Source organism: Halolamina sp. CBA1230 (assembly GCF_002025255.2).
GTDB lineage: Archaea > Halobacteriota > Halobacteria > Halobacteriales > Haloferacaceae > Halolamina.
In genome coordinates, this window is sequence record NZ_CP054587.1 from 1,139,774 (window position 1) to 1,155,605 (window position 15,832).

The window sequence follows — 15,832 nt, forward strand, 5'->3', positions numbered from 1 at the left end:
TCTTCAGCCGCTCACTCCTCGCGCAGTCGCTCGTACACCGTCGGATGGCTCAGCAGGTTCGCCGCCGTGAGCGCGAACAGCACCACGCCGACGGCGACGACCAGCTGGGTGTACGGGTCCGGCGGCGCCACCAGCACCGTGAGTGGGAGCGCGACGACGAGGATCGCGAGGGTGATGCCGACGAACCGGCCGCGCCGCGTTTCGAGCATGGGGTCCGTAGCGTTCCGGCCGAACGTAAACCTCAGCCCTTGATGTTGCAGACCGGGAACGTCCGCGCGACCTTGTCGCCGATCCCCAGTTCGTCGCTGACCCGAACCACTTCGTCGACGTCCTTGTACACGCCGGGAGCCTCTTCGGCGATCGTCGCCCCGGAGTTGGCCTTCACGTAGACGTGCTCCTGCTCGGCGAGGTCGTCCTGCACGTCGCCGCCCCAGAACTCCGACTTGGCCTGCGTGCGGGACATCAGCCGCCCCGCACCGTGGGCGGTGGAGCCGAACGTCTCCGCGAGCGAGCGCTCGCCGCCTTTCAGCACGTAGCTACCGGCGCCCATCGAGCCGGGGATGATCACGGGCTGGCCCACGTCGCGGTACGCCGGTGGCACCTCCTCGCGCCCCGGCGGGAACGCCCGCGTGGCGCCCTTGCGGTGGACGAACAGCTCGCGGTCCTCGCCGTCCACGTCGTGGGTCTCGCGCTTGGCGATGTTGTGGGCCACGTCGTACAGCAGTTCCACGTCCGCGGTGTCGACGCTGTCGAACACGTCCGTGAGCGTCTCCCGCGTCCGGTGGGTGATCAGTTGGCGGTTCACCCACGCGAAGTTCACCGCGGCACACATCGCGCCGTAGTACTCCGCGGCGAGTTCCGAGCCCGCGGGGGCGGCCGCGAGATCCTTGTCCGGCAGTTCGTCGAGCAGATCACCGTGCTGTTGCTCGATCTTTCGGACGTAGTTCGAACAGATCTGGTGGCCCAGCCCGCGGCTGCCGCAGTGGATCAGCACGACGATCTGGCCCTCCTCCAGGCCGTAGGCGTCGGCGACCGCGTCGTCGAACGTGTCGGTCACGCGCTGGACCTCGAGGAAGTGGTTGCCCGAGCCGAGACTGCCCATCTGGTTCATCCCGCGGTCCTTCGCCTTCTTCGAGACGAACTCCGGCTTCGCGTCCGGGCGCCTGCCCTCGTCCTCGCAGTGTTTGAGGTCGTCCTCGGTCGCGTACCCCTGCTCAACGGCCCACTCGACGCCGCGTTCGAGCGCGCCCTCGACGGCGTCGCGGCTGCCGTCGATGACGCCGCCGCCGCCGAGGCCGGAGGGGACCGCGTCGAACAGCGCGTCGACGAGTTCCTCCTCGCGGCCGCGCATGTCGTCGTACGTGAGCGGCGTGCGGAGCATCCGGACGCCGCAGTTGATGTCGAAGCCGACCGCTCCCGGCGAGATACAGCCGTTCTCGGCGTCGATGGCGCCGACGCCGCCGACCGGGAACCCGTACCCCTGGTGGGCGTCGGGCATCGCCAGCGCGTACTTCGTCATCCCGGGGAGATGGGCGGCGTTTTTGAGCTGCTGGAGGCTGTCGTCCTCGCCGATGTCGTCGAGCAGCGCCTCGCTCGCGAGCACGCGACCGGGAACCTCCATGTCGCCCTCCTGGGGGATCTCCCAGACGTGCTCCCGGACGCGTTCGAGCGTCACGTCGCCGAACTCCTTCGTGGTCATACCCGTTGTTGGGTCCGACGTGGAAAGACCGTTGCGTGTCAGTCGGCCGTCGGCGTTGGCTCGTCCCCGCGCCACTGGACGTCGGCGTCGGTGTCGAACCGCTCGGCCAGCCAGCGGTCGAGCGAGTACGCGCCGCCGCCGGTGATCACCAGCACCGACACCAGCCCGAACAGCGAGACGTGGGCCATCACGGGGTCGTCGGGCAGGCCGAACAGCGTGGTCGTGAACATCAGGATCGCCACCCCGCAGCCGGCGCGGGTGAACAGCCCCAGCGCGAGCGCGATCCCCAGCGCCACCTCCGTCAGCGCGGCGCCGACGACCCACAGCTCCGGCGAGACGGGGACGACCGCGGTGAGGTCGTACTTCGCGACGACGGCCAGCGCCTGCCCGGGCATGAGCAGCTTCTGGACGATCCCGAGATAGACGAACGAAGCGCCCAGCCCGACGCGGACGACCACCGGCACGAGGTCGTCGCGGGCGGCGAGGCGCTCGCCGATCGGCGCGAGCGTCTCCCGAACGGGATCGATCCGCTGGTACACCGACCCCTCGGCGTTCGACAGCCGCGAGAACACGTGGTCCGCGCTCGGGCGCCCGCCGCCGAGCAGGAGGATCGCCAGCAGGCCCGGCGCGTACTCCAGCGCCAGCAGCAGCGCCGGGCTGAGCGCCAGCCCGAGAGCGTAGCCCGCCAGCCCGACCGCCGCGGCGAGCCGCGTCGCGAAGCCGAACACGAGCAGGAACCCAACGCCGATCCCGAACAAGCGGACGGCCGGCCCCGGGAGCCCCAGGAACTCGGCGGTCGCCACCGGCGAGAACAGGTAGCCCGTGAAGCCCGCCCCCACCAGCGGCAGGCCGATCGCGAGGCGGGCGAGCCACGGCAGCAGGTCGTCGTAGCTCCGGAGCGTCGTCCGGAGCACGGCGAGATCCGTCCGGAGCGGTCGGAAACGGAGCCAGCCAGCCCCCGCGACGACGGTCCCGACGCCGCCGCCGAACAGCAGCGCCAGCGCGAGCGGATCCGACGCGACCGCGCCGAGCAGTTCGCCGATCCGGCCCTCGCCGCCCGGCGTGACGTAGCGGACGTGTGCCAGCGCCCGAGCCGGAACGGCGGCGAGGAGCAGGACGACTGCGGCCGCCGCGGGGGCGATGTGGCGTGTCATACTCCAAACTGTGGCCGGCGGCTGAAAGGTCGTTCGCCCGGGGAACTACGTGGGTCGATCACGGAGAGGCGTGCATGTCGACGACCAGACGGTGTCCCGACTGCGGTGTCACGCTCGAGGAGATGACGATGCGGACCTCCGACGGGTTCGAACTCCACCTCGTCACCGACGAGCCGAAGGAGGGAATCCTGGGGAGCCTCGGCGCGAAAGAGAAGGTGAAGCCGACGACGTACGCCTGTCCCGAGTGCGGGCTCGTGCGGCAGTACGTCGAGGAGTGAGGCGTTCAGACGTCGAACACGACGTACGCCTCCCACCCCCCGTCGACGCGCTCGACGCGCATCTCGGAGTACGTCACGGCCTTCACCTCCCGGGCGGTCACCGCCGAGAGCGGCACCCCCCGGTAGCTCGCGTCGACGACCCACTCGCCGTTCCCGTCGACGCTAGCCTCGTTGTCGACGGGCAGCACCGACCGCACGTCCCGTTCGTAGATCAGCTGGTCGAGGTAGTCGTACATCGCCGCCTCCGGGTTCTCCGCGACGACGCGGAGGTCGGCACGCTCGCCGCCGTCGGGGGCGTCCGCGGCCGGCCAGTCGTTACACATCGCCGCCGCGAGCCCGTCGGCGACGGCGGCGAACGTCGCCCCCAGATGCTCGCCGTGGGCTTCGACCGCCACGTCGGCGGTGTGCTCGCGGAGCTCGAACGCCGCCATCAGTTCTGCCCGTCCCGGTCCTCGTTCGACTCCTCGGCGGGCTGCTGGTCGGTCGCCTCACGCTGGCCGGCGTCGCGGTCGGCGGCCTCCGCGGGAGGCTCGTCGGTCTCCTCCTGCTGGTCGGCGTCGCGGCCGGCGGCCTCCGCGGGCTGCCGGTCCGTCTCCTCGCGCTCGGCGGGGTCGCGTCCGGCCATCTCCGCCGGGCGCCGCTCGGTCTCGTCGGCCTCGGTCGCGTAGCGGCCGGCCTCCTCGGCGGGCGTGACGTTCGCGTCGTCCGTCTCGAGCCCGTGTGCCCACTCGGCCGGCGTGTCAGCGTCGGGGGCGGGCCCCTCGGCCTCGGGTCGCTCCCGCCGGGCGATGTCGTCGGGCGTCGTCGCCCGCTCGGGGTCGATGGACTCGTCGTACGTGCTCGATCGGTCGGGGTCGACCGACTCCGACCGGCGGATCGTCGGGGAGTCCTTCTCGGGGTCGAACTGCTGGTCGGCGTGCTCGACGCCCGCCAGATCGCGAAGCTGCTCCTCGGACATGCCGGCGTTCGTGGCCCCCCCGGCGCCGGCGACGGCGACGCCGCTGGTGACGATAGCGCGGATCCCCTCCTCGACGGTCATGTCGACGTCCATCACGCGGTCGGCGGGCATGTGGACCAGATGCCCGCCCATCACGGGGTTGGGCGCGAGCGGGAGAAACAGCGTGAGCATCTCGGCGTGGCCCGCCGGGTCGGCGAGCGCCGAGGGCGTCTCAGTGGTGACAAAGCCCAGCGTGTACGCCCCCTCGTGGGGGAACTCCACCAGCTTCACCTCGCGGAAGCTCTGGGTGTCCGACTCCAGCATCACGTCGCTCATCTGCCGGAACGACTCGTAGACGCCGCCGACAGCGGGGATCTGGGAGATGAAGTAGTCGAAGTAGTCGACCGCGCGCTCGCCCCACTTGGTGGTGTTCGTGAATATCCCCACCACCATGACGACCGCGAGCAGGATCACTGGCGTGGCCAGCTGGATCACGAACACGCCGACCGGGATGTCGCCGATGACGGGGAGGTTCACCTGACTGTCTACCTCGACGATCCCCTGGGCGAACAGCGAGAGGTAGTTGTAGACGTACTGGAACGCGATCGCGAGGACGACGATCGTGACCAGCATCGGCACGACGACCGCGAGCCCGGTGACGAACGACTCGCGAAGCGTCTCGCGGGTCGACTTCCGGACGCGCTGGTCCATCCGCATCTCCGACTCGTCCATTCGTCCCGACCAACGCAGTGACCCCCGCTAAAGCCTTCGGCCTCGCACGCGAGCGTTCACTGTCGGTGGTAGATCGCCCACCACGCTTTCACACCCGCCCCGCGAACCCGCAGGTATGGCCGCGGTAGACGGACTGCTGATCGGTATCGTCAGCCTGCTCGTCGACGCGCTCGGCATCCCCGAGATCTGAGGGCGAGCGTTTATTTCGGTTCGCGCCCCCTGCAGAGGCATGTACCGCCGAATACTGATCCCCACCGACGGGAGCGACCCCAGCTACCTCGCCGCCGAGGAGGCGCTGGACCTCGCGGAACTGTTCGACGCGACCGTCGACGCACTGTTCGTCGTCGAGCAGTCCGGGCCCAGCGGCCACTGGGACTTCGAGGTCGAGAAACAGGAGGAAGTCGGCGAGGCGGCGCTGGACAGAGTGGCCGAACTGGCCGCCGAACGCGGCGTCTCCGTCGACCGCCACCTCCGCCGGGGGAGCCCCGCCGAGGAGATCGTCGACGCGGCCGGCGACTACGGGACGGAGCTGATCGTCATGGGGACCCAGGGCCGGACCGGCTTCTCGCGCATCGCCACCGCCGGCAGCACGACCGAGCGAGTGGTCCGACTGACCGAGATCCCGACGCTCGTCGTCGGCGGTGCGGGGGAGGACTGAGGAGGAACGTGTGCGGCGCCGTCAGGCGGTCGCGTCGACGACGACCATCAGGCCGACGATAACCGTGAAGGCCCCGCCGACGAAGCCGACCAGTGCGGCGTTCTCGTCCATCTCGATATCTTCGGGCTCTCGGGTCGTCCCCCAGGACTTCATCCACCGATTGAGCCAGTCGACGATCGGGTGGTCGATCGCCAGGAGGGCACCGCCGAGGACCATGAACACGCCGAACGCGAGCTGTCCGAACTCGACCATGGCGGGGTGACAGTGGCGGCGCTATTAGTTCTGTTCGTGCGCTAACCGGCCGGTGGTCTGCGACGACACGACCACGGCAACACGCTCCGTCGTCGCGGAACGGAGTCCGCGACAGGTCACGAGCCGTGGTCGGCAACATGACCACGGCAACGCGCTCCGTGCGAGCGACAGGGCGTCGCTCGCTGGTCACCAGCCGTGGTCGGCAACACGACCACGGCAACACGCTCCATCGTCGCGGAACGGAATCCGCGACAGGTCGCCAGCCGTGGTCGGCGACACGACCACGGCAACACGCTCCGTGCGAGCGACAGAGCGTCGCTCGCTGGTCACGAGCCGTGGTCGGTGGCGCTACCGGACGACGGTCACCGGGATCGGCGACTCGCGGACCACCTTCTCGGCGACGCTACCGAGCAGCATCCGCGAGACGCCGGTGCGGCCGTGGCTGCCGACCACGAGGTGGTCGTACTGGGCTGCGTCGACGTCGTCGCTGTCGCCGCCCGCGACGTTGACGATGGTCTGTGGCGGGCGCCCCACCGCCGTCTCGGTCCGGAACTCGATCCCGTACGCCTCGTCGGCCTCCGCGAACAGCTCCTCGGCGTCCGCCTTCGCCTGCTCGAACCACTCCTCGCCGCCGCTGGGGATGCCGACGCCGGCGCTGTAGCCGGCCTCGACTGGGTTGATGACGTACAGCAGCGTGATGTCGTGGTCGCCCCACTCCTCGACCGCGAACTCCAGTGCCTCCTCGGCCTGTGGCGTCCCGTCGTACGCGACGAGTATGCGCTTGGTCATGGGTAGGGGTTCGGCGGCATCCGTGAAAAGCGAGGTGGCGGATTCGGCGGCAACTGATCCGCGTTCGGTGCTCACGATCACGGCAACACGCTCCGAGCGCCAATCCCTCGATCGGCGCAGGTCGCGAGCCGTGACTGGCGTTACTCCCCGTGCCTCGTCACACATCGCCACGGCGTTGGTTCGGCGCTCGCGACACGAGGTCGCTTCGCGCTCACTCGCCGTGGCGAGTAACACACTCGCTCAGCCCGATCAACTCTACCGGCTCGGAGTTGTCGGGCGAGTACACCACCATCTGGCCCTTCTCCATGTACGGCACCTTCTGGGCCAGTTCCGTCGGGATGTTGACCGACGAGATCGCGTCCTCGTCGCCGAGGTTCAGCACGACCTTCGTGTTCACCTGCTTGAACACCGGCTCCGCGATGTCCTGTGGGTCCTGCGTGATCAGGAACAGCCCCAGGCGCTCCTTCCGGCCCTGCTTTGCGGCCTCGGTGAACTTCTGGACCACTTTCTGGGCCTGCACGTTGTCGGCGTCCGAGAGGAAGTTGTGCGCCTCGTCCATCCCCAGCACCAGCGGCGTCTCCTTGATGCGCTCGCTGTTCGGGGAGTTCGAGAGCTTGTCGTCGACGAGCAGCGAGGAGACCGCGAGCACGAACATCTCCTTCGCCCGCGAGGTCGAGAGGTGGTACGTCGGCACGACTGTCAGCCCGCCCGGGCGGACGAGTTCGTGATCGAGCTCCGTGATCGGCCGCGCGTCCTGGTCGAAGATGCCCGAGGGGATCCCGCGGACGCGGCGCTTCACGGCGTCGTAAGTGGCCTCGTGAACGCGCCCGGACTCGTGGAGCTCCTCCTTCAGTCCGGGGTCGTCGAGGAACGTGAGGAACTGCTCGTACGTACCGTCGTCCCCGTAGTCGTCGAAGAACCGGTTCAGCAGCCGAAGCAGCGCGGGGTACTGGTTGTCGTTCAGCCCGCCGCCGGCGACCAGCCACGGCATGTCGTACTCGTTCACGACCGAGAACGGGACGGTGAACCGCACCTGTTCGGCGCGGTGGCTCTCGCCGCCGTAGCTCACGCCGTCCTCGACGGGCACGAGCGCGATCGTGTCGTCGTGGCCGCCGTGGGCGATCCCCTCGCGGTCGAGTTTGCGGGCGAACTCGTCGCCCATCCCGGGGTTGTCGTCGTGCATCTGGGCGTACTCGTCCTGCGGGTCGAACTGCACGACTGCGGGCGAGACCTCCCGCCCGTCGTCCATGGGGTACGTCCGGTCCTCGTCGAGATACTGCCGGAGGACGTTCTTGGACGCGTGTGTCTTCCCCGATCCCGTGCCGCCGGCCACGAGCGTGTGCCGGAACACGAGCGGATCGCCGTCGGCGTACTCGTCCTTCACGCGGTAGTCGACCGTCGGCGGCTCCGCGGCGGTGCGGACCTTCTCACCCCCGACGGAGAGGTGGCCCAAGAAGACGCCGTCGCCGGGGATCTTCAGCCCGGTTTTGATCTGCTCCTCGTCGGACGCCTCGCGGGCGAGCGCGCCGGGTTTGGGCACGCGGTCAGTCATCCGGCGCTTGAGTTCGCCGCCCTCCTCGTAGATCACGGCCACGGGTTCGAGTTCGGCCATGAACTTGTAGTCGCGCTCCTCGAACTCCTCGCGGCGCATCTGCCGGCGGGCGTGAATCTCGGTGGCGTCGTCGGACTGGAACTCCTGGGCGTACTCCAGCGCGGCGATCGAGCAGAACAGCGCCTCGTCGTCGGGGTAGGGGACGAGCAGGTAGCTCCCCAGCCGGACGGAGTCGCGGTTCCCGGTGGTGATAAAGGCCCGCAGCGTCGTCTCGTCGCCGTCCTGGGAGACCCGCAGCCCCTGCGAGACCGAGACGGTTCCCAGCCCCTCGTCGGCGCCCGCCGTCTCGGCGCCGTAGCGCTCGAAGTCGGCCGCGTCCTCGCTCCCTTGGGCCTCGTCAGTCTCCGTGGCCGCGTCGGTTTCGCCGTCCCCCGCCTTCTCGGCGTAGTCGGTGAAATCGCCGAGATCGCCCGAGTCGCTCATGTCCCGGAGGTGGGCGGCTCCCGCCATACGCCTTTCCCTGTGCGCGGCGCTCCCTGCACGGCTCGCCACGGACACCACCCCTAAGAGCGCAGACCGAGTACCTTCGGTATGATCCACGTCCACGGCCGCGGCGGGGGGACGACCCTCACGGGGACGGTGTTCGAGCGCGGCGAGGAGCCGCCGTCGTACAAGGGTGCCCCCGACGAGGACGCCGCCTACGTCTGGGTCTGCGACGCGTTCTACCAGGTCGAGAGCGGCGGCTCGGCCATCGAGATCGACGGCGAGGAGATCCGGGTGGCGTTCGAGTCGCCGATGCCGCGGGGGTTCGACACCCGCGAGCAGGCGCTCGAAGCGGCGCGAGAGCACATCCGCACGCAGTTCGCCCGGATCGGGGTCGAGGACGTGGCGATCGACGTGGAGAAGGAGACGCCGGCTTAGGGGTTGTTTTGGTGAGTAGTCGGTTTTGTAGTGTTGTCTGAGGGAGAACGGAGGAGCAGTGGCATCGACCGCGGCACCGCGGAGTTCGCTGTTTCGACTGCGAACAGCACCGCGGAGTGAGCATGACCACTGGTGACCGCAACCGCCCCGCACAGCCCACACGCCTCCCCAACCGATTCAGTCGCTTCGCTCCCTCATCCCTCGCGCTCGGCTCGCACACGGAGGTGCTCGCGCTTCGCGCCGACCGCCACCGCGGTGCTGTGGCGGTGGACGCGAGGGTTCGCCACCGGTCGGCGAACCCGTGGGGAGGATGGCGCGGCCGACCAGCGCAGGACCGAAGGTCCTGCAGGCTGCACGGGCGACTCGCGAGTCGCCCGTGCAACGATGGGAGGCCGCGGGAAACCGAGCGGGGAACGAAGTGACCCGCGAGGAGAGGGGAAGACCATCGCGGTGCTGTGCGGTCACAAGTGGTCATGCTTCGAGATGCTGTTGCGGTCGCGGTCGCTGTTTCAGAAGTCGACGATTGAACTGCTGTTGCTGCCGCGGTCGCTGTTCCGGAACCAAACAGTCGAAATACGCCTCCCGCCACCGACAATCAAACTCCAACCGCCAAACGAAAAGACTACTCCTCCTCACCCCACCGCAGCCGATCGTACGTCGACCGGGACTCGCTGCCGAACGTCTCCTCGAACTTCCGGCGGATCGCGGTCTTCTCGCCGGCGCCGATCTTCGCCAGCTCGTCGGCCTTCCCGATCGCTTCCGGCGGCCCGCGTTCGGTCGCGACCTCGCTCAGGAGCTGGGTCGTCAGCGCCTCCCGGGTCTCGGGATCCCGGGTGACGGCGTAGGGCGCCTCGATCTTGTACGTCACGTCGGTCCGGGGGTCGTAGAGGTAGCAGAACGTCACCTCGTAGCATTCGGGGTCGAGGCGGCGCTCGATCCCCATCGCGTCGCCGTCGACGGACATCGGCTCGTCCGAGGAGCCCCGCGAGCGGAACCACGAGGTGAACGTGAGATCCGACTCCTTGCGGGCCGCCGCGGGGTCTTCCGCGGTCTCGTCGATGTCCTGATCACGCTGTTCGAGCAAGCGGGTGAACAGCGCGGCGTCGTCGGTCCACGGCGTCGGCGTCCGGTCCGAGAGCGTCCGGACGATGAAGCGCGACGTGGGGTTCTTCACGAACCCCGCGAGCGGGACGCCGCGCTCGACGAACTCCTCGACGAGGCGGACGTAGTTCTCCACGATCGCCTGCGGGGCGGCCTCCTTCGTCGCCTCCGCCAGCGCGGGGTCGCGGGACTCCCAGTTGAACAGGCGCTTGGGGTACAGCGGCCCGTCGAGCAGCAGGAGCTCCTCCACCCTCTCGGCGTGTTCGAGCGCGTGGGAGGACTCCGCGAGGTACAGCGCGAGCTCGTGGGTCACCTCGTCGGCGAACTGGCTCACCTCCGGCACCTGGAGCACCTGCTGGCGGCTGTACCCCTCGTCGTAGCGCTGCCAGTCGGTGCCGTACTCCCGGGTCGCGTCGTTGGCGTGGACCGTCGCGACCAGCGAGCGCGAGCGGTGGAGGTCGAGCGCCGTCGGCGCCGCCGCCATCGCGGCCTGGGCCACGTCGAGCAGCAGCCCGTTCTTGAACCCGGTGGGGTTGAGCGTGCCGGCGTCGAGCCCGTGGGTCGTGTCGAACGGGCGGTCGGCGAGCGCCACGTCGTCGATCGCCGCCGCGCGGAGGGCAGGCTCGTCGAGCGGTTCGACCACGACGCGGCCGTCCTCGCGGAGCGGGTCGAGCAGCTCCCACGCCGCCCGCGCGTGGTCGTCGTGGTCGGTGTCGTCGACGGTGCCCGCGATGGAGGCCGCGATGCGGGCGATGGTGTCGACGTGGATGGGGTCGAGCGTCACTGGGCGTCGGTGGGGCGCCCCTCGGGAAAACTCCCTCGCCTGCACACGGAAGAGCGAAGTAACCCCCGACCGAACGCCGAGCCATGGTTACGCTGCAGGAGTTCGTGACCCGGATCGTCACCGACATCCCCGAGATGGGACGGCTGTTCGAGGGCGTCGTCACAGGGGACCCGCTCTCGGCCGTCTCCGCCGTGATGGGCGCCCTCCTCGTGATCGTCGCCAGCGGCGTGCTGGGCTACCTCGCCTTCGGTGCGACGCTCGACCTGCTCGGCGCGAGTTCGACGCGGTAGCTCGCAGCCGATCCGGTCAAACCCTCGTAACGATTGGTTTTCAGCGGGTGCGCTAGATACGACACGGGTAGCAGCCGGACACTACCGCGGAAACTGTTCGCTCCGCGACCGCGGGCAACCCAACGACTAAACCGTGTCAACGCCAACGTTGACGTAACGATGGCGACCGCCGATGAACAGATTCGAGTGAGTGGCCGGGTGAAGCGCATCCTCGACCGGCACCGCGCCGAAGGCGAGAGCTACAACGACGTGCTCGAGCGCGTCCTCGACCGGGAGACGGGCGGCGACTTCGACGACGGGTTCGGGCGCTGGTCTGACGACGAGGCCGACCGCGTCCGCGAGCAGCGAAGCGAGGCGAAGGAGGAGCGGAAGGCGCGGATGCATCGACGGAGCGGCGAGACCGAGGACGCCGACGCATGAAGGTCCTCGACGCGAGTTTTCTCATCGACTACTACGACGGCCACCCGGCGACCAAGGAGTTCTACGAAGCGTATGGTGGCGAGGAGGAGCGGTGGGTGATCCCCGCGCCGGCCTACGCCGAACTGCTGGTCGGCGAAGGGAACCTCCCCGATGGCGATGTCGAGTCCGCTCGATCCTCGCTCGCGTGGGCCGAGACGCACGCTGTCGATGAGCATACCGCTGTGCTTGCTGGGAAGATCGCGGACGAGATCCCCGCGGATGGGCCATTCCTCGACGGTCCCGACGCGATGATCGCAGCTGTCGGGCGCGAGCTCGACGCCCCGGTGGTGTCCCGCGACGGCGACATCACCCACGAGGCGACGAAGGACGTCATCGATGTCGAAGAGTATCTCGACTGACACAGGCTGCCCACGGTGCGGTAAGTACAGGTTGTACACGTATTCACGTAGTGCATGAGTCATATCACTACTCTTCTCGCATTAACCCGACTAGACTGTCACGGCTTCCACCATTACGGGATAAGAGAAATTAGTGACTTTTTCAGTAGCTTTCGTCCGTCGTCTGTAAGTTCACCTTTCGTTTTCCCGTTCATGATCGACTCTGGTGCGATCGTGTAGAGCGCCCATGGCATCAGGTACGACGTATCGTTGAATGAAATACCGGTGAGGTGCTCCTCTTTGAGTTCAGGCGTCGTTTGCTGGTACTTTCCGGCGCTTGTCCCAACGCACATCACAGTACAATCCGTAGCACTGAACGGGTGTGTATCGTGGGCTAAGACGATAATTGGTCTCTGAGGATGGGCACCTGTTGGGTCTTGTGCCCAGCAAACATCGCCTGCAGATAGCTTACTCATTCAATTCGCCTTCCAGCTCTGCGAGTTCTGCATCGAGTTCCTCGTCGGTGCGATCCTCCCCGATCTGTTTCTCGGGTTCTTCTGGAGTGGCGTCCGCATCGAGGTGGTGACCGAACATTCGATCTACTTGGTTGAGACTGGAGACGTACCGTCGGACGTCTTCTCGTTCGCTCAGAGCGTAGTAGTAGCCGTCGTCCGTTTTTCCGAGGTAGTCGTCGTCGTGGAGGCGCTTGAGTGTGGTCGTGGCGGTCCCTCGGGGGATGTCGAGAGCTTCTTTGAGCTCCTGCGGGGTGTATCCCCACTCAGGGTTTTGGTACAGGTACGCTACGATATCTGATTTCGTGGTTCCTGGCCGAAGATTGAGTTCAGAGTCGTGGTCTTCGAGGAGCACCGGCATGATGTACCCGAATGTAGTCAATTGTACCATAAAGACGTTTCGGTCAGTTCGCACACCCACTTATCGGCTGTTGCAGCACTTACTACCTGATACGAACAACGTCGCTTGCCGATCACAGCCCCCATATCCAGCACGCTCTCGGGTGCCGAGAACTCCAACGGAGCCTCTCAACCCTGCTCCTCCGCCTGCTCCACCGCCTCGCTCGCCAGCCCCACCGCCGCGTCGAGATCCGGCCCGAGCGGCGAGCCACAGACCACGCCGTCGGCGTGTTCCAGCACACCCGCGAGTCGCTCCGCCACGTCGTCGACCGTCCCCGCGGCCGCGAAGGCGTCGATCATCGCCGGCGTCACGCGCTCGAACGCCGCCGAGAACGCCCCCTCGCTGATCTTCTCGCCCACCGCGGCGGCGCGCTCGGCGTCGATATCGTGCCGGGCGAGCACTGGCGCCGGCGCGCCGGCAGCGATGAACGCCACCGGCGGGCGCGCGGCCTCGCGGGCAGCCCCGCGCTCGGCGGCGACGCTCACGCTCGCGTAGGCGAGGAAGTCGAACGCGCCGCGGCGGTCGGGACGCTCACCGAGTCCCTCCTCGACGCGGTCCCCGGCCCACGCGAGATCGCGCGGGTGGGAGCCGTTGAACAGCAGCCCGTCGGCGTGTTTCGCGGCCATCCGGCACATGTGCGGCCCCTCGCCGCCGACGTAGACGGGGATCTCGCCCGGCGGTTCGTAGTTCAGCCCGGCGTCGTCCGCCCGGAACGTCCCGTCGTGGTCGACGCGCTCGCCGTTCCAAAGCCGCTTCGCGACCTTGAACGCCTCCAGCACCGAGCGCAGGCCGCGGTCGTCGCCGTCAACGCCGAGGTTGCGCAGCGTCGACGGATCGCCCGGCCCGATGCCGAACACGCCGCGGCCGCCGGAGTGCTCGTCGAGCGTCGCCATCCGGGAGGCGAGCGCGACGGGGTGGCTCTCGTGTGGGTTGGCGACGCCGGGACCCAGCCGGATCGAGTCGGTTCGCTCGGCGATCGCGGTGAGCGTCTGGAACGGGTCGCGGTTGTTGTAGTGCGAGGAGACGAACGCGGCGTCGAAGCCGGCCGATTCGGCCGTCTCGGCCAGGTCGGCGAGTCGGGAGACCGGGTGTTCCGGCGTGAGTTCGATCCCCCGAGAAATCGGCTCGCTCATGGCTCGTACTCCCAGTCACGCAGCGCTTGGCGCACGAAGTCCCCGCGCATCTCGCGGAACATGTTGTCGCTGCCAGCGTGGTCGCCGAACGCCCAGTCCCGGACGACGACGACGGGGGTGCCGTCGTCGCCCTCGCCGGAGACGAGGTTGGCGGCGGCCGCGAGCTCGTCGACGACGCTCTCGACGGTCACCTCGAGCTCGTGCCCGTCACGGTCGGTCTCGCCGCGCCAGTCCCGCGAGGCGGGCATCCCGGCCCAGCCGATCGCGACGCCGCGCTGGCCGTGCCGGAACGAGCGCCCCGAGGTGTCGGTGACGATCACCGGCGGCGACTCGGGGAGGCGATCGTGGATGCGCTCGGCCGACTGGCTCGGCCGTTTCGGAAGGAGGAGCAGATCGTGGTCGGGAACGTTCGAGCGGTCGATGCCCGCGTTGACGCCGACGTGGCCGAACCGCGTCTCGGTGAGGAGGAACGGCTCGTCCATCACCACGTCGGTGCTCTCCTCCAGCACCGCTTGGGCGAACCGCGGATCCTTCTCGTCGCCCGAGATCTCCTCGAGGTTGCGGGCGATCTCCTTGGCCCGCGGCCCGGCGGGAAACTCGTCGAGGTCGGCGGCCCGACCCTCGGCCTTGGAGACGACCGTCGAGGCGACACAGACGACGTCGTCGGCCCGGAGGTCGATCCGGTCGGCGATCATCGCGGCCAGATCGTCCCCCGCAGTGATCTCCGGCAGGTCGGGGACGGCGAACAGCTCCATACCCGCCTCTGCGCGCCGGCACACAAAAGTCGTGACGAAGGGCGCGGACGCCATCGGCGGCTCACAAAAGCAACAAGAATACGTAGAACGGCTGTGAACCCCCCCATAATTGATGCGGGATCAGGATTTCCTCGAGTCCGAGTGGGACTACTGCCTGGTGCTCGACGCGTGCCGCTACGACGTGTTCAGCGAGATCTACGACGAGTATCTGGACGGTCGGCTGGAGAAGCGACGTAGCGTCGGCTCGTCGACGCCGGAGTGGGCCTACCGCAACTTCACGGAGTACCACGACATCGCCTACTTCTCGGGGAACCCGTTCATCAACGATCTCGGCATCCCGCTGAACGAGCTCAAGTGGGGGGCGAGCTGCGACTACGAGTGGACCGCATCGGACCACATCAGCGACGTGTTCGACGTCTGGAAAACCGGCTGGGACGACGACCTCGGCACGGTCCCGCCCGAGGGCGTCACCGAAGCGTACCGGAACAACCAGGCGGCCGTCGAGCGCGCCGAACGCACCGTTCTCCACTACATGCAGCCCCACGCGCCCTACCTCTCCCGCGGGAAGGGCCAGAAGCTCAAACAGATCCAGAAGGGGATCCGGAAACAGGAGGAGGCCGAGAACGGCGACGCCGAGGCCGACGGCGGCACGCTCGCGTCGATGAGCGACACGCTGCGGACGAACGTCGAGAGCGTCCTCGACGGCAGCGAGCTCGCACAGAAAGCCGGGCTCTGGCTCGAGCTCGATCCCGCGGACGTGATGAAAAACGGCACGCAGGAGGCCGCGCTCGGCCTGTACGAGGAGAACCTCCGAATCGTGCTCGAGGACATCGCCGAGTTCGTCGGCGAACTCGACGGCGACGTGGTCGTCACCGCTGACCACGGCGAGGCGTTCGGCGAGGAGGGCGTCTGGGAGCACCACATCGAGACGCACATCCCGCCGCTGATCGAGGTGCCGTGGTTGGAGCTGGAGTGACGACGGCACGGTGAGACGTCGACGATTGAGAGTGACGGTAGAGCGAACGACTGATACAGATCCGGAGCGAACGCCCACCGGGCGGCAGTGACGAGGGTTACCCCCACCGAGC

At 68.2% G+C, this 15,832-nt stretch carries 19 protein-coding genes; 7 read left to right on the forward strand and 12 right to left on the reverse strand.

Annotated features, from left to right (window positions below):
* Positions 1-11: 11 nt before the first annotated feature.
* Genes B4589_RS05805 through B4589_RS05815 form a run of 3 tightly spaced genes read right to left on the reverse strand, consistent with a single transcriptional unit; the run spans position 12 to position 2,853 of the window.
* Entirely contained in the window at positions 12-209 is a 198-nt protein-coding gene (locus tag B4589_RS05805; RefSeq protein ID WP_079233382.1) for a hypothetical protein, read from the reverse strand.
* A 32-nt stretch (positions 210-241) separates the two neighbouring features.
* The gene (locus tag B4589_RS05810) at positions 242-1,699 is read right to left on the reverse strand and encodes an RtcB family protein (RefSeq protein WP_079233383.1); all 1,458 of its coding nucleotides are present in this window, start codon (positions 1,697-1,699) and stop codon (positions 242-244) included.
* A 38-nt stretch (positions 1,700-1,737) separates the two neighbouring features.
* Positions 1,738-2,853, reverse strand: a complete 1,116-nt coding sequence (locus tag B4589_RS05815; RefSeq protein WP_079233384.1) for a DoxX family protein — start codon at positions 2,851-2,853, stop codon at positions 1,738-1,740.
* Between the two features lie 74 nt (positions 2,854-2,927).
* Between B4589_RS05815 and B4589_RS05820 the strand changes: the two genes are divergently transcribed.
* Positions 2,928-3,131 carry a hypothetical protein gene (locus tag B4589_RS05820; protein WP_079233385.1) on the forward strand — a complete coding sequence of 68 codons (204 nt, stop codon included), beginning with the start codon at positions 2,928-2,930 and terminating at the stop codon, positions 3,129-3,131.
* Between the two features lie 5 nt (positions 3,132-3,136).
* On the opposite strand, the gene B4589_RS05825 is transcribed toward B4589_RS05820, so the two are convergent.
* Together B4589_RS05825 and B4589_RS05830 are read right to left on the reverse strand one after the other, a co-directional pair.
* Positions 3,137-3,562, reverse strand: coding sequence for an archease (locus B4589_RS05825; RefSeq protein WP_079233386.1), 426 nt, complete (start codon positions 3,560-3,562; stop codon positions 3,137-3,139).
* Positions 3,562-4,800, reverse strand: a complete 1,239-nt coding sequence (locus B4589_RS05830) for a DUF502 domain-containing protein (RefSeq protein ID WP_255246131.1) — start codon at positions 4,798-4,800, stop codon at positions 3,562-3,564. Before B4589_RS05830 ends, B4589_RS05825 begins: the two co-directional genes overlap by 1 nt.
* 229 nt (positions 4,801-5,029) lie before the next feature.
* Between B4589_RS05830 and B4589_RS05835 the strand changes: the two genes are divergently transcribed.
* Entirely contained in the window at positions 5,030-5,458 is a 429-nt protein-coding gene (locus B4589_RS05835; RefSeq protein WP_079233387.1) for a universal stress protein, read from the forward strand.
* Positions 5,459-5,479: 21 nt separating this feature from the next.
* Here the strand turns inward: B4589_RS05835 and B4589_RS05840 are convergent, their stop codons facing one another.
* From B4589_RS05840 to B4589_RS05850, 3 genes are all read right to left on the reverse strand, one after another.
* Entirely contained in the window at positions 5,480-5,710 is a 231-nt protein-coding gene (locus B4589_RS05840) for a hypothetical protein (protein ID WP_079233388.1), read from the reverse strand.
* 348 nt (positions 5,711-6,058) lie between these two features.
* Complete coding sequence (locus B4589_RS05845) at positions 6,059-6,499, reverse strand: universal stress protein (RefSeq protein ID WP_079233389.1); 441 nt, start codon at positions 6,497-6,499, stop codon at positions 6,059-6,061.
* Between the two features lie 211 nt (positions 6,500-6,710).
* Complete coding sequence (locus tag B4589_RS05850; RefSeq protein WP_394353847.1) at positions 6,711-8,561, reverse strand: ATP-binding protein; 1,851 nt, start codon at positions 8,559-8,561, stop codon at positions 6,711-6,713.
* Positions 8,562-8,642: 81 nt separating this feature from the next.
* Between B4589_RS05850 and B4589_RS05855 the strand changes: the two genes are divergently transcribed.
* On the forward strand, positions 8,643-8,972 hold the full coding sequence (locus B4589_RS05855) for a hypothetical protein (RefSeq protein WP_079233391.1): 330 nt from the start codon (positions 8,643-8,645) through the stop codon (positions 8,970-8,972).
* 622 nt (positions 8,973-9,594) lie between these two features.
* Here the strand turns inward: B4589_RS05855 and B4589_RS05860 are convergent.
* Positions 9,595-10,857, reverse strand: coding sequence for a DNA double-strand break repair nuclease NurA (locus B4589_RS05860; protein ID WP_079233392.1), 1,263 nt, complete (start codon positions 10,855-10,857; stop codon positions 9,595-9,597).
* Positions 10,858-10,940: 83 nt separating this feature from the next.
* Between B4589_RS05860 and B4589_RS05865 the strand changes: the two genes are divergently transcribed.
* The 3 genes from B4589_RS05865 to B4589_RS05875 all read left to right on the forward strand — a co-directional run bounded on the left by B4589_RS05865 (position 10,941) and on the right by B4589_RS05875 (position 11,965).
* Positions 10,941-11,147, forward strand: coding sequence for a hypothetical protein (locus B4589_RS05865; protein WP_079233393.1), 207 nt, complete (start codon positions 10,941-10,943; stop codon positions 11,145-11,147).
* A 159-nt stretch (positions 11,148-11,306) separates the two neighbouring features.
* Entirely contained in the window at positions 11,307-11,567 is a 261-nt protein-coding gene (locus tag B4589_RS05870) for an antitoxin VapB family protein (RefSeq protein ID WP_079233394.1), read from the forward strand.
* Entirely contained in the window at positions 11,564-11,965 is a 402-nt protein-coding gene (locus tag B4589_RS05875; protein ID WP_079233395.1) for a PIN domain-containing protein, read from the forward strand. The genes B4589_RS05870 and B4589_RS05875 overlap by 4 nt, the downstream gene beginning before the upstream one ends.
* A gap of 447 nt (positions 11,966-12,412) precedes the next feature.
* On the opposite strand, the gene B4589_RS05880 is transcribed toward B4589_RS05875, so the two are convergent.
* The 3 genes from B4589_RS05880 to B4589_RS05890 form a co-directional block, all read right to left on the reverse strand.
* Positions 12,413-12,817: a winged helix-turn-helix transcriptional regulator gene (locus B4589_RS05880; RefSeq protein WP_176330497.1), complete on the reverse strand. Its 405-nt coding sequence runs from the start codon at positions 12,815-12,817 to the stop codon at positions 12,413-12,415.
* Between the two features lie 167 nt (positions 12,818-12,984).
* Positions 12,985-13,989 carry a 5,10-methylenetetrahydromethanopterin reductase gene (locus tag B4589_RS05885; protein ID WP_079233398.1) on the reverse strand — a complete coding sequence of 335 codons (1,005 nt, stop codon included), beginning with the start codon at positions 13,987-13,989 and terminating at the stop codon, positions 12,985-12,987.
* Complete coding sequence (locus tag B4589_RS05890; protein WP_079233399.1) at positions 13,986-14,744, reverse strand: coenzyme F420-0:L-glutamate ligase; 759 nt, start codon at positions 14,742-14,744, stop codon at positions 13,986-13,988. The genes B4589_RS05885 and B4589_RS05890 overlap by 4 nt, the downstream gene beginning before the upstream one ends.
* Positions 14,745-14,856: 112 nt before the next feature.
* Here B4589_RS05890 and B4589_RS05895 point away from each other — a divergent pair, with 112 nt between their 5' ends.
* A complete protein-coding gene (locus B4589_RS05895; protein ID WP_079233400.1) occupies positions 14,857-15,720 on the forward strand; it encodes a hypothetical protein in 864 nt (287 codons plus the stop codon).
* Positions 15,721-15,832: the final 112 nt, after the last annotated feature.

Bases quoted from the DNA above. Each gene is read 5' to 3' on its own strand.
- B4589_RS05840 (WP_079233388.1), bottom strand. From the start codon at position 5,710: ATGGTCGAGTTCGGACAGCTCGCGTTCGGCGTGTTCATGGTCCTCGGC.
- B4589_RS05825 (WP_079233386.1), bottom strand. From the start codon at position 3,562: ATGGCGGCGTTCGAGCTCCGCGAGCACACCGCCGACGTGGCGGTCGAA.
- B4589_RS05880 (WP_176330497.1), bottom strand. From the start codon at position 12,817: ATGCCGGTGCTCCTCGAAGACCACGACTCTGAACTCAATCTTCGGCCA.
- B4589_RS05890 (WP_079233399.1), bottom strand. From the start codon at position 14,744: ATGGAGCTGTTCGCCGTCCCCGACCTGCCGGAGATCACTGCGGGGGAC.
- B4589_RS05865 (WP_079233393.1), top strand. From the start codon at position 10,941: ATGGTTACGCTGCAGGAGTTCGTGACCCGGATCGTCACCGACATCCCC.
- B4589_RS05820 (WP_079233385.1), top strand. From the start codon at position 2,928: ATGTCGACGACCAGACGGTGTCCCGACTGCGGTGTCACGCTCGAGGAG.
- B4589_RS05830 (WP_255246131.1), bottom strand. From the start codon at position 4,800: ATGGACGAGTCGGAGATGCGGATGGACCAGCGCGTCCGGAAGTCGACC.
- B4589_RS05855 (WP_079233391.1), top strand. From the start codon at position 8,643: ATGATCCACGTCCACGGCCGCGGCGGGGGGACGACCCTCACGGGGACG.
- B4589_RS05870 (WP_079233394.1), top strand. From the start codon at position 11,307: ATGGCGACCGCCGATGAACAGATTCGAGTGAGTGGCCGGGTGAAGCGC.
- B4589_RS05850 (WP_394353847.1), bottom strand. From the start codon at position 8,561: ATGGCGGGAGCCGCCCACCTCCGGGACATGAGCGACTCGGGCGATCTC.
- B4589_RS05875 (WP_079233395.1), top strand. From the start codon at position 11,564: ATGAAGGTCCTCGACGCGAGTTTTCTCATCGACTACTACGACGGCCAC.
- B4589_RS05835 (WP_079233387.1), top strand. From the start codon at position 5,030: ATGTACCGCCGAATACTGATCCCCACCGACGGGAGCGACCCCAGCTAC.
- B4589_RS05885 (WP_079233398.1), bottom strand. From the start codon at position 13,989: ATGAGCGAGCCGATTTCTCGGGGGATCGAACTCACGCCGGAACACCCG.
- B4589_RS05810 (WP_079233383.1), bottom strand. From the start codon at position 1,699: ATGACCACGAAGGAGTTCGGCGACGTGACGCTCGAACGCGTCCGGGAG.
- B4589_RS05895 (WP_079233400.1), top strand. From the start codon at position 14,857: ATGCGGGATCAGGATTTCCTCGAGTCCGAGTGGGACTACTGCCTGGTG.
- B4589_RS05815 (WP_079233384.1), bottom strand. From the start codon at position 2,853: ATGACACGCCACATCGCCCCCGCGGCGGCCGCAGTCGTCCTGCTCCTC.
- B4589_RS05845 (WP_079233389.1), bottom strand. From the start codon at position 6,499: ATGACCAAGCGCATACTCGTCGCGTACGACGGGACGCCACAGGCCGAG.
- B4589_RS05805 (WP_079233382.1), bottom strand. From the start codon at position 209: ATGCTCGAAACGCGGCGCGGCCGGTTCGTCGGCATCACCCTCGCGATC.